Below are 11,031 nucleotides of genomic sequence, written 5' to 3' on the forward strand. Positions count from 1 at the left end.
TTCCAGTTATGGCCGCCGAATCCGCTTGGAACATGCCCACCGGCGACCTCATGAAGGGCAAGAAGGGCCTGATAATGGGGGTCGCCAATTCGAACTCCATCGCCTGGGGCATCGCCTCCCAGCTGGCGGCCCAGGGCGCCGAACTGGCCTTCACCTATATGGGCGAGGGGCTGGAGCGCCGCGTGCGGCCGCTGGCCGAGAGCGTCGGCGCCAAGCTGCTGATCCAGGCCGACGTCACCGACGACGCTTCCATGGACCGGGCCTTCGCAGAGCTGGAAAAGGCCTTTGGCACGATCGATTTCGTCGTCCATTCGGTGGCCTTCGCCAACAAGAATGAGCTGCAGGGCTCCTTCGTCGACAACACCACCCGCGACAGCTTCCTGCTGGCCATGAACATCTCGGTGTTCAGCTTCGTCGACGTGGCCAAACGGGCCTCGAAACTGATGCCCAACGGCGGCTCGATGGTGACCATGACCTTCCTCGGCTCCGAGCGGGCCGTGCCCAACTACAACACCATGGGCGTGGCCAAGGCCGGTCTGGAAGCCGCGACCCGCTACATCGCCCGCGACCTCGGGCCCCGCGGCATCCGCGTCAACGCCATCTCGGCGGGGGCCATGCGCACCCTGTCGCTGGCCGGCATCTCGGGTGGTCGCGGCATGATCGCCCAGGGCCGCGCCATGTCGGCGATGAAGGAGGACACCTCGATGGAGGGCGTCGCCGGTGCCGCCCTGTGGCTGTGCTCCGACCTCGGCCTCTCGACCACGGGTGAGGTCATCCACGTCGACGCCGGCTTCCACATGATGGGCATGGCGGCGGACGAGGAGGCCTAGTCCGGCTCGCGCTCGCCGATCTCGTTCGGCTTCACCGCCAGCAGCCAGCCGTCGGCGATGTGCAGCTCGGGCACAGCGTCTTTCGTGAACGGTAGGTACCAGGTGGGGCCGCCGGTCGCGGGGGCGATCTCCAGCATGTCGTCGGCACCGAAATTCTGCACCGACTTCACGGTCCCGAGGACCAGGCCCTCGGGATCGCGCGCCTCAAGGCCCACGAGGTCGGTCAGGTAGAATTCGTCCTCATCCGGCTCGGGCAGCCTGTCGCGCGGGATGTACAGCTTGAGCCCGCGCAGGGCGTCGGCCTCCTCCTTGGTGGCGATCTCCTTCGCCCGGCCGACGACGGCGGACTTTTCCGCCCGCCCTCCGGTCAGGGTCAGGCCGGTCGAACCGTCGGCGCGCAACAGGACGCCGAAGGACAGCAGGGTCTTCGGCTCGGCGGTATAGGCCGTGACCCGCACCTCGCCCTTGACCCCGAACCCGCCGGCAACCTGGCCGACGAGGATGAGTTTGCTGTCGGTCGTCATCGCGCACCTCAGTGTTCCTTCTCCCGCCGGGAGAAGGTGGCCCGAAGGGCCGGATGAGGGTCGGCTGGATCCCGAAGGCCAGCCGACCGTCCCTCACCCTTTCGCGCAAGGACGACGCCCTTGCGGGCGCCGTGCGCTCAAGCCCTCTCCCATCGGGAGAGGGAGGCCGATCAGGCCTCGGTCTTTTCTTCTTCGGTCGCTTCGGCAGCCGGGGCTTCCTCGGCGGCGGCTTCGGCCGGGGCCTCTTCCGTCACGGCTTCCGCTTCAGCGGCCGGGGCTTCCTCGGCAACAGCTTCGGGCTCCGGAGCCGGCGGCGCGTTCTTCGCGGCTTCGGCGGCAGCGGCCGCTTCTTCCTTGGCGCGGACGGCGGCTTCAGCGGCCTCGATCTTGGCAGCGGCTTCGGCCTCGGCGCGGTCGGCTTCGCGCTGGGCGCGCTCGGCGGCGCGTTCCTGGGCCTTCTTGCCCGGCTCGGCCTTCTTCGGGTTGTTGCCCTGGGTCCACTTGACCTTGCCGGCGAGGGCTTCGTCCTGGCTCAGGAAGCGGGCGACGCGGTCGGTGGGCTGGGCGCCCTTGCCGAGCCATTCGGCGATCCGGTCGGTCTTCAGATTGACGCGCTTCTGCTCGCCGTCGCGCGGCAGCATCGGGTTGTAGGTGCCGACGCGCTCGATGAATTTGCCGTCGCGCGGTGCATGGCTGTCAGCAACGACGATGTAATAGTAGGGGCGCTTCTTGGCACCACCGCGGGCCAGACGAATCTTCAGCATTTTCAGTCTCTTTCGTTAGGTCGGATTATTTCTTGGGAGGGAAGCCCGGAAGACCCGGAAGGCCCCCCGGAAGTTGTCCGCCACCCAGGCCCGCGAGGCGGTCCTGAAGGGCTTTCATTTCGTCGGCGCTGGGCTCGGGCATGCGGCCGCCCCCCATCGCCTTGAGGCGGGCCAGGTCGGGGCCGCCCCCCATGCCTGGAATCTGGCCGCCGCCGAGGCCGCCCATCATGGCGGCCATCTGCTTCATGCCCTTGCCGCCGCCACGCGACATGGACTTGACCATGTCGGCCATCTGGCGGTGCTGTTTGAGCAGGCGGTTGATGTCCTGGACCTCGACCCCGGCACCGGCGGCAACGCGCTTCTTGCGGCTGGCGTTGAGCAGGTCGGGCTTCTTGCGCTCGGCCTTGGTCATCGAGGAGATGATGGCTTCCTGACGGGCGATCATCCGGTCGTCGACGCCGCTGTCGGCCATCTGGGCCTTCATCTTGGCCACGCCGGGCAGCATGCCCATGATGCCCTGCAGACCGCCCATCCGCTTCATCTGCTGCAGCTGGGCGGCGAGGTCGTTCAGGTCGAACTGGCCCTTGGCCAGTTTGCGGGCCATAGCCTCGGCCTTGGAGGCGTCCAGCTCCTGCGACGCCTTCTCGACCAGGGCGACGATGTCCCCCTGACCCAGGATCCGTCCGGCAACGCGGCGGGCGTCGAACACTTCCAGCGCATCGACCTTCTCGCCCGCGCCGATGTATTTGATCGGCAGGCCGGTGACGGCGCGCATCGACAGCATGGCCCCGCCGCGCCCGTCGCCATCCGCGCGGGTCAGGACGAGGCCGGTCAGCGGCAGGCGGTCGTGGAAGGCCTTGGCCGTGCGCACCGCGTCCTGACCGGTCAGGCTGTCGGCGACCAGCAGGGTCTCGACCGGCTTCGACACGGCGGCGACCTCGGCCACCTCGGCCATCAGGGCTTCGTCCAGCGTGATCCGGCCGGCGGTGTCGAGGATCAGGACGTCGAAGCCCTGGAGCTTCGCGGACTGCAGGGCGCGTTTGGTGATCTGGATCGGCGACTCGCCGGCCACGATCGGCAGGGTGGCGACCTCGATCTGTTTGCCGAGGGTCTGCAGCTGCTCCATGGCCGCCGGACGACGCGTGTCCAGCGAGGCCATCATGACCTTCTTGCGCTCGAATTTCGTCAGCCGCAGCGCCAGCTTGGCCGAGGTCGTGGTCTTGCCCGAGCCCTGCAGGCCGGCCATCAGGATGACGGCGGGCGGGGTGGCATTGAGGTTGATCGGGGTCGGCTCATCGCCGCCCAGCATCTCGACCAGGCCGTCATAGACGATCTTGATGACCTGATCGGCCGGCTTGACCGAACGGATGACTTCCTCGCCGGTGGCGCGTTCGGTGGCGAAGGCGATGAAGTCCTTGACCACGGGCAGGGCGACGTCGGCCTCGAGCAGGGCCACGCGCACTTCGCGCATCGCCTCCGTCACGTCCTTTTCGGACAGGGCGCCGCGCCCGGTGATCCGGTCGAAGACGCCTGTCAGTCGCTCGTTCAGAGCCTCGAACATACAAACCTCGTCAGCCCTGCGGGCCACCACATCCGACGGGTGAGACGGTCTCCATAGCGAAATCGCCTCCGGCGACGATCACGTCGGCGGAGGGTTCTCGCCTGCCTCGTCCGGGCATCCCTGAAGCGCTAACGCTACGCTGCTTGAGCGCGGGAACCGGGGTCGTGCAGGTGGAGACGCGAGGTTCACTTGCGTCGGAAGGGGCGGCTTATGGCGGAAAAGGGGGGCGAAGACAAGGCGGGGCGACCCTAGCCCGCCGCCGCGCGTTCCAGCGCATCGGACACGAACCCGTTCAGGCTCTTGCCCTCGCGCGCCGCCGCCGCTGCCGCCCGGCGGTGGATGTCGGGCGCGACCCGGACGGAGAAGGTGCCCGAGAAGGGCTTGTCGGGGGTCTTGCCCCGTTCGCGGCACCAGTCGACATAGTCCGCGACCGTGTCGGCAAAGGCCGCCTTCAGCTCGTCCAGCGTCCGCCCCTGAAAGGTCAGCACGTCCCGGGTGTTGATCACCTCGCCGTGGAACAGGCCGGCTTCCTCGTCCAGCTCGACGGTGGCCAGATAGCCGTCGTGGGTCATGGTGGTCATGGTTTGGGATCGGGCGCGTAGCCCGCCTCTGTCAGAAAGCGACGCACGGATTTCAGTGCGCCCTTGTCCGTTTCCTTCTGTGGATGCGGACGATGGAAGACGGCGTCGACACCGTCCAGACTGACCCGGACGCGGGAACCGCGACCTTCGCTGATTTCGGCACCGGCCGCTGCGAACAGTGACTCGACGTCGGCCCAAAGGACGTTCGCCCGCACCGGGTTGGCGAAGACGGCCTCAAGGGTTCTGGCGTGCTTGCCTTTCACGCGGACATGGTATCACAAAATGATACCGTTTCAATCCGTGCTCGTGTGATCACCGTTCAGGTTTCCGCGAATTCATGCGGCGTCGCTATTTCGCCGCGGAAGGCACACGGGCCTGAAACAGCCGGTCCGTATCTCCCGGGCCGTCGCCACCAGGCGCGACGCAGACCTCCCCAGGAGATCACCATGAAGACCCTCGCGTCTCTCGCCGCCGTCCTCGCCGTCAGCCTTGCCGCCGGCACCGCCTCCGCCCGGGAGGCCCGTGTCCAGTGGGGCGACCTGGATCTGTCCAGCGTTGCCGGTGCAGACGCCTTCGACGCCCGGGTCACGACCGCGGCCAAACGGGCCTGCCGGGGCGTCAAACGCCCGGGCAGCCGTATCAGCGACCGCGCCTTCTGCCGTGCCGCCTTCCGCGAGGAGGCTGTTCGGCAGCTGCCGGGCTCCGTTCAGGTAGACTATGCGCTCAGCCGCCTGCCGGTCGTCCTCTGAGCGTTACGCCGTAAAGACAAAAAGGCCGGCGGATTGCTCCGCCGGCCGCCTTGTTGTTGTCGCTAACGCTCGCGACGCGGTCGCTCACTGCCTGAGCGACCGCGCGGCGATCTACAGGGCCCCGGTCAGGAAACCGGGAAACCCCGCACCTTGAGCAGCGCCGTCACGTCCGGGTCGCGGCCGCGGAAGCGGCGATAGGCCTCGGCGCGGTCGGTGGTATTGCCCTCGGCCAGGATGATCGCCTTGTAACGGCGGGCGATGTCCGGATTGAAGACGTCGCCCGACTCCTCGAAATAGGCCCAGGTGTCGGCGTCCATGACCTCCGACCAGAGGTAGGAGTAATAGCCCGCCGAATAGGCGTCCGAGGTGAACAGGTGATTGAACTGCGGCAGGCGGTGCCGCATCACGATCTCCTTCGGCATGCCGTAGCGGGCCAGGCTCTCGCGCTCGAAGGCGTCGATATCGGTCGGCGGCGTGGTCCGGGTGTGCAGGTCCATGTCGACCAGGGCCGAGGACAGATAGCTGACCGTCGCATAGCCCTGGTTGAAGGTGGCCGCGGCCTCGACCTTGTCCACCAGCGCCTGCGGCATGGCCTCGCCGGTCTGGTAGTGGCGCATGAAGCCGTCGAGGATCGGCCGGCTCAGCACCCAGTGCTCATGCACCTGGGACGGATATTCCACATAGTCGCGCGGCGTGCCGCCCAGCGCCGGATAGGTATAGGCCGCCGACAGCGAGTGCAGGGCGTGGCCGAACTCGTGGAACAGGGTCTCGGCATCGTCCAGCGAGATCAGGATCGGCTGGCCGCCCTCGGCCTTGGTGAAATTGTTGTTGTTCGACGACAGCACATTCTTGACGCCGTCATAGCGCGAGAAGGAGCGGTAGGTGGTCGCCCAGGCCCCCGACCGCTTGCCCGGCCGCGAGAAGTCATCGGAATAGAACAGGCCGACATGGCTGCCGTCGGACTTGTTGGTGACCTCGAACACCTCGACGTCCGGGTGGAAGCCCGGAACGCTGCCGGCCGGCACCAGTTTGAAGTCGAAGCCGTAAAGCCGGCCGGCCATGTAGAAGGCCCCGCGCTTGACGTTGTTGAGCTCGAAATAGGGCTTCAGCTCATTCTGATCGAGGTCGTATTTCGCCTTCCGGACCTTCTCCGCATAGTAGAGGTAGTCCCACGGCTCGATGTCATGACCGGCGATGGCGCGCATGTCGGCCACCTCCTCGGCGACGCGGGCCACGGCGGCGGGCCAGACCCGCATCATCAGCGCATTGGCCGCGGCCGGGGTCCGGGCCATGGTGTCCTGCATCCGCCATTCGGCATGGTTGCCGAAGCCGAGCAGGCGCGCCCGTTCCTGACGCAGTTTCACGATCTCGGCGATGATCGCATTGGTGTCATTGGCGTCGCCATTGTCGCCGCGGTTGACGAATTTGCGCCAGACCTGTTCGCGCAGGGCCCGGTCGTCGGCGAAGCTCAGGAAGGGGTCGACGCTCGAGCGGGTGTTGACGATGGCCCAGCCCTGGACGTTGCGCGCCCGGGCGGCGGCGGCCGCAGCGGCCTTGTTCGAGGCCGGCAGTCCGGACACGCCGGCTTCGGTCGGGATCACTGTCCAGGCGTTCTCGTCGGCGACCACCTTCTGGCCGAAGCTGGTGAAGGCATTGGACAGGGCCGTGTTGATCCGGCCCAGCTCGGCCTTGCCGGCGGCGTCCAGGGCCGCGCCGTTGCGGATGAAGCTGTCGCGACTGCGCGTGGCGATCCGCGTCTGTTCGGCGGTCAGGCCCGCGGCGGCGGCTCCGTCAGCGACCGCCTTGATGCGGGTGAACAGTTTTTCGTTGAAGGTGATCTCGTCACCGGCGGCCGACAGCAGGGGCGACAGCTCGGTATCGACGGCATTGTAGTCGTCCGACCCGATGTTGGAGGTCATCACGCCGTAAAGGGCCCCGGCGCGGTCCAGCGGATCGCCGGCCATCTGCAGGGCGACCATGGTGTTGGCGAAGGTCGGGGGTTCGGGATTGTTGGCGATCGCCTCGATCTCGGCGCGCTGCAGTTCGATCCCCTCGATCAGGGCGGTCCGGAGCTTGGCCGCTGTGACCCGGTCCCAGGGCGGCACGCCCTCATAGGGACCGGTCCAGACCTGCAGCAGCTCGGCGCGTGGCGCCTGCACCGGCAGGACCGCGCGCGCGGCGGCGGCATCGGCAGCGAGCGTGGCGGCCGGCGTGCCCCGGCCCATCGAAAAGCCGGTGGAAGCGCAGGCCGACAGGGCAAACAAACTGCCCCCGGCGACAAGAAGCTGGCGTCTGTGCATCGGGAAACTCCGTCCGTAGTGAGGTTGCGCGAACCGTAGGCCCTTCCCGGCCCGACTGTCACATGACAGGCCTGTAATCTTCTCCGGTGGACGTCGGCCGGTGGTGCGTCTAAAGCGCGCGCCATGGCGATTGGCGTTTTCGACTCCGGCGTGGGCGGCCTCACGGTCCACCGCGAACTGACGCGACGGTTCCCAGACCGGGATTTCGTCTATCTGGCCGACCAGGCCAACGCCCCCTATGGCGGGCGCGGGGGCGAGGAGATCGTCGACCTGACCCGCGCCGGCTGTGAGCGGTTGTTCGAGTCCGGGGCCAATGTCATCGTCCTGGCCTGCAATACCGCCTCGGCCATTGCCCTGCGTCGCCTGCAGCAGACCTGGGTGCCCGAGGCCCGCGCCCGGCACGGTCGACCGATCAATGTCCTGGGCATTATCGTCCCGACCATCGAGGCCGCGACCGGCATGCCCTGGGACTATGAGGCCGAGCGTCATGGTGACAAGGTCGAGGCCATCGATGTGACCGGCGTCTTCTGCACGGCCGCCACGGCCATGAGCCGGGTCTATGAGATCGAGATCGACAAGCGGCGCGAGGATCTGGCCGTCTTCTCCGAGCCCTGCCCGGGCCTCGCCGGCCTGATCGAGCTCGGGGCCCCGGCCGAGGAGCTCAAGGTGGTGGTCGACGACCATGTCGATGCCCTGCGCCGCCGCATCGGTCGTCATCCGGACCAGGCCATTCTCGGCTGCACCCACTATGAGATCGTGGCCGACCTGTTCGCCGCCGCCCTGCCGCCCGGCACACCGGTGATCCACCAGCCGACCGCCGTCGCCGACGCCCTCGCCCGCTATTTCGAGCGTCACCCCGAGTATGATCTCGGCGGCTCGGGGCGGCGTGATTTCCTGACCAGCGGCAAGGCGGGGCCGCAATCCGATCTGGTCAGCCAATTCTGGGGCGCGCCCCTGACCTTCGCCCCGGCTTGACAGGGTCAGCCTGACGACCGCCCATTTGGTCAGGGAGGACCATCGATGCTCAAGATCCTGTCGACCGGCCTTGTGCTGGCCCTGTTCGCGACCGGTGTCTCGGCCGAGGTCCGGGCGCGGACGGACAACGGCTTCACCCTCGGCTTCGAGCGGCCCGTCCGGGCCGGGCCGGACACGGTGCTGGAGACTGTGGCCATGCCGTCGGGCTGGTGGAGCAGCGATCACACCTATTCCGGCGACGCCGCCAACATCCGGCTGGACATGATTCCCGGCGGCTGCTGGTGCGAATCCTTGCCGGGCGGCGGGGTGAAGCACGCCGAGGTCGTCATGGTCTGGCCCGGGCGCCGCATGGTGCGTTTCGACGCACCGTTCGGCCCCTTGCAGGGCATGGGCGCCGACGCTGTCCTGACCATGACCTGGGCCGATCCGGCCGAAGGCGGCGAGCGGGTGCTGCGCTGGACCTTTGTGGTCAACGGGCCCGGAACCGGGGCCATGGCGGATGCCATCGACGGCGTCATGACCGAACAGTTCCGCCGGCTCGGTGACCGTCTGGACGGTCACTAGCCCGCCAGGGCCGCTTCCGGGGCCCAGATCGAGGCTGCCCGGCTGGCGTTCCAGCCGCCGATGGGCGAACTGACCGACCGCGTCTGCGTGGCCTATGCGCTGAACTGAACCGTACCGCTTGACCCGTCGCCGCCGCCGGGCGACCGAAGGGGATGACCGCGCCGTTCAAAGCCGATCCCGCCTTCGAGGCCGGTTCCGTAATCGTCTGCGACTGGCCCCTGTGTCAGGTGCGGTTGCAGGACGACGCCCGTTTTCCATGGCTGATCCTGATCCCGCGTCGCGCCGGTCTGCACGAGATCGAGGATCTGACCGCCGCCGAACGCGCGGTCCTGATGGACGAGGTCGTCCTTGCCGGAGAGAGGGTGCGTGAACTGGGTCAGGCGGCCGGACGGCCGGTGCAGAAGCTGAACGTCGCCGCCCTCGGCAATGTCACGGCCCAGCTGCATGTCCATGTCGTCGGGCGCCGTCACGACGACGGCCAGTGGCCTGATCCGGTCTGGGGGCGAGGCACCGCCGTGCCCTACGGCGCCGGCGGTCTCCAGGCGGCCGTGTCGCGCATCCGGCTCAGTTCGGGCGGATAAGGCTCGCCGGACCGGTCTCGCCGCCGACCGTCCACGCCCCGCGCCAGCCATTTCCGGCTGGCTCCAGCCTCAACGTGCCGACACCCTCCAGTGTCAGGGTCACGCCGTCCGAGGTCGCCGCCCCCCGCCCTCCCGGGCCGCGCCAGCCGCCCTCGATGGACCCGGATCCGGGATCGATCAGGATCAGGTCGTAGAGCCGCTGTCCCGACCCATCCACAAGCTGCCAGGCTCCGTCCAGCCGCCCGGCACCCTGATCGGCGCGGCTCTCGGCGGAGGCGACGCCCTGTTCATAGGCGACCTCCGTATCGTCCGGCGTAAACTCATAGGACCGGGCATAGGCTTCGACCCGGACCGGCGCTTCCAGAGGCCGGCGGAACAGCTCGGCGGCCCTGTCGCCCTGCGCCTGTTCACCCCCGAAATCACGGCCGGGCTCGAACGGGCGGACCACCGGCGGCTGGTAGGTGGCCCGGGTGGACGGCTGCGGCGCGGACTCCTGGGTCAGCAGGCCGGCGAAGGCGAGGAGGAACAAGCCCGACATGGGTCCAGACTGCCGCGAAACGGTCCGAATGACAAAGGGCCTGCATCCCCAATGCGAATTGTTGGCTACATATGTCGCACAGGCCAGCGCTTCGTTGACCCCCGCCGCCTCGCTGACTAAACCCTGATCACACGTTTCGAGCGGCTGAATTCGCTCAGGTTTCTGAGAACCATTCGCAATATGTCGACCTCTCCTCTTCCGGGTGACGCCTCCAGCGACCCGACCGGCGATGCGACCGGCCGTTTCCTGGTCCAGCCCAACGGCCGTGTCCGCCCGCTGTCGCCGCATCTGCAGGTCTGGCGCTGGCATGTGACCATGGCGGCCTCGATCCTCAACCGCATGACGGGCGGGGCCCTGTCGGTCGGGGCGGTGGTGGTTTTCGCCTGGCTGCTGGCCCTGGCGTTCGGGCCTGAAGCCTATGCCACCTTCACCGGCTGGATGAGCGCGCCGCTCGGCCTGTTCGTCTGGTTCGGCCTGACCCTCGCCCTGTGCCTGCACCTGGCCGGTGGCGTTCGCCACCTGATCTGGGATGCCGGCCGTGGCCTGTCGCCGAAGACCGCCGACGCCCTGTCCTGGGCCTCGATGATCGGCGGCGTCGTCATCGCTGTCGGCTTCTGGGCCGTCCTGTTCGCCTCGGGGAGGGTCGGACTGTGAGCCGCGCCACCAAGACCTACATCAAGGGCGTCAAGGTCTCCGAGCGCCACGGGGCCGGGGAATGGACCGCCGAACGCCTGTCGTCCCTGATCCTGGTGCCCCTGACCCTCTGGGGTCTGTGGACCGGCTACACCCTGTCGGGTGCCGGCTATGACGCCGCCCTCGACTGGTTCCGCGCGCCGGTGAACGCCGTCCTTCTGGCCGTCACCCTTCTGGTCAGCGTCTGGCATATGCAGATGGGGCTGAAGGTCATCGTCGACGACTATATCCACAAGCCGGGCTCCCGCGGTGCGCTGCTGGGCCTGATCGGCCTGTTCTGCCTCGTCATCGCGGCGGCGGGTGTCTTCTTTATCGTACGGCTGGCCCTGGGCTCCGCGCCCCTGCCTGCCGGCTTCGGGATCTGACGGCTT

The 11,031-nt window shown here is 68.0% G+C and carries 14 protein-coding genes; 7 read left to right on the plus strand and 7 right to left on the minus strand.

The window, feature by feature from the left end; all coding sequences use genetic code 11:
• The first annotated feature begins 8 nt into the window (after positions 1 to 8).
• Positions 9 to 830, plus strand: a complete 822-nt coding sequence (locus Q0053_RS11515; RefSeq protein WP_298100265.1) for an enoyl-ACP reductase — start codon at positions 9 to 11, stop codon at positions 828 to 830.
• Here Q0053_RS11515 and rimM read toward each other — a convergent pair.
• The 5 genes from rimM to Q0053_RS11540 all read right to left on the minus strand — a co-directional run bounded on the left by rimM (position 827) and on the right by Q0053_RS11540 (position 4,523).
• Entirely contained in the window at positions 827 to 1,354 is a 528-nt protein-coding gene (gene rimM / locus Q0053_RS11520) for a ribosome maturation factor RimM (RefSeq protein WP_298100267.1), read from the minus strand. The two genes, Q0053_RS11515 and rimM, sit on opposite strands and share 4 nt — an antisense overlap.
• A 170-nt stretch (positions 1,355 to 1,524) precedes the next feature.
• Positions 1,525 to 2,118 (minus strand): 30S ribosomal protein S16, encoded by a 594-nt coding sequence (gene rpsP, locus Q0053_RS11525; RefSeq protein WP_298100269.1) that lies wholly within the window; start codon positions 2,116 to 2,118, stop codon positions 1,525 to 1,527.
• A gap of 25 nt (positions 2,119 to 2,143) precedes the next feature.
• A complete protein-coding gene (ffh, locus tag Q0053_RS11530; RefSeq protein WP_298100270.1) occupies positions 2,144 to 3,679 on the minus strand; it encodes a signal recognition particle protein in 1,536 nt (511 codons plus the stop codon).
• A 248-nt stretch (positions 3,680 to 3,927) separates the two neighbouring features.
• Positions 3,928 to 4,260, minus strand: a complete 333-nt coding sequence (locus Q0053_RS11535) for a type II toxin-antitoxin system HicB family antitoxin (protein ID WP_298100272.1) — start codon at positions 4,258 to 4,260, stop codon at positions 3,928 to 3,930.
• Complete coding sequence (locus tag Q0053_RS11540; protein ID WP_298100274.1) at positions 4,257 to 4,523, minus strand: type II toxin-antitoxin system HicA family toxin; 267 nt, start codon at positions 4,521 to 4,523, stop codon at positions 4,257 to 4,259. The genes Q0053_RS11535 and Q0053_RS11540 overlap by 4 nt, the downstream gene beginning before the upstream one ends.
• Before the next feature lie 183 nt (positions 4,524 to 4,706).
• Between Q0053_RS11540 and Q0053_RS11545 the strand changes: the two genes are divergently transcribed.
• Complete coding sequence (locus Q0053_RS11545) at positions 4,707 to 5,009, plus strand: UrcA family protein (protein WP_298100276.1); 303 nt, start codon at positions 4,707 to 4,709, stop codon at positions 5,007 to 5,009.
• A gap of 125 nt (positions 5,010 to 5,134) precedes the next feature.
• On the opposite strand, the gene Q0053_RS11550 is transcribed toward Q0053_RS11545, so the two are convergent.
• Positions 5,135 to 7,309 carry a M3 family metallopeptidase gene (locus Q0053_RS11550; protein ID WP_298100278.1) on the minus strand — a complete coding sequence of 725 codons (2,175 nt, stop codon included), beginning with the start codon at positions 7,307 to 7,309 and terminating at the stop codon, positions 5,135 to 5,137.
• 123 nt (positions 7,310 to 7,432) lie between these two features.
• Here Q0053_RS11550 and Q0053_RS11555 point away from each other — a divergent pair, with 123 nt between their 5' ends.
• From Q0053_RS11555 to Q0053_RS11565, 3 genes are all read left to right on the plus strand, one after another.
• Entirely contained in the window at positions 7,433 to 8,284 is an 852-nt protein-coding gene (locus Q0053_RS11555) for a glutamate racemase (RefSeq protein ID WP_298100280.1), read from the plus strand.
• Between the two features lie 45 nt (positions 8,285 to 8,329).
• Complete coding sequence (locus tag Q0053_RS11560) at positions 8,330 to 8,848, plus strand: ATPase (RefSeq protein WP_298100282.1); 519 nt, start codon at positions 8,330 to 8,332, stop codon at positions 8,846 to 8,848.
• Between the two features lie 152 nt (positions 8,849 to 9,000).
• Positions 9,001 to 9,429 carry an HIT domain-containing protein gene (locus Q0053_RS11565; RefSeq protein WP_298100284.1) on the plus strand — a complete coding sequence of 143 codons (429 nt, stop codon included), beginning with the start codon at positions 9,001 to 9,003 and terminating at the stop codon, positions 9,427 to 9,429.
• On the opposite strand, the gene Q0053_RS11570 is transcribed toward Q0053_RS11565, so the two are convergent.
• The gene (locus Q0053_RS11570) at positions 9,413 to 9,967 is read right to left on the minus strand and encodes a hypothetical protein (RefSeq protein ID WP_298100285.1); all 555 of its coding nucleotides are present in this window, start codon (positions 9,965 to 9,967) and stop codon (positions 9,413 to 9,415) included. The two genes, Q0053_RS11565 and Q0053_RS11570, sit on opposite strands and share 17 nt — an antisense overlap.
• 180 nt (positions 9,968 to 10,147) lie before the next feature.
• Between Q0053_RS11570 and sdhC the strand changes: the two genes are divergently transcribed.
• Entirely contained in the window at positions 10,148 to 10,621 is a 474-nt protein-coding gene (gene sdhC / locus Q0053_RS11575) for a succinate dehydrogenase, cytochrome b556 subunit (RefSeq protein ID WP_298100287.1), read from the plus strand.
• Entirely contained in the window at positions 10,618 to 11,025 is a 408-nt protein-coding gene (gene sdhD, locus Q0053_RS11580; RefSeq protein WP_298100289.1) for a succinate dehydrogenase, hydrophobic membrane anchor protein, read from the plus strand. The genes sdhC and sdhD overlap by 4 nt, the downstream gene beginning before the upstream one ends.
• The last annotated feature ends 6 nt before the right edge of the window (positions 11,026 to 11,031 follow it).

It is taken from the genome of Brevundimonas sp., assembly GCF_027487935.1.
Classification (GTDB): Bacteria; Pseudomonadota; Alphaproteobacteria; order Caulobacterales; family Caulobacteraceae; genus Brevundimonas.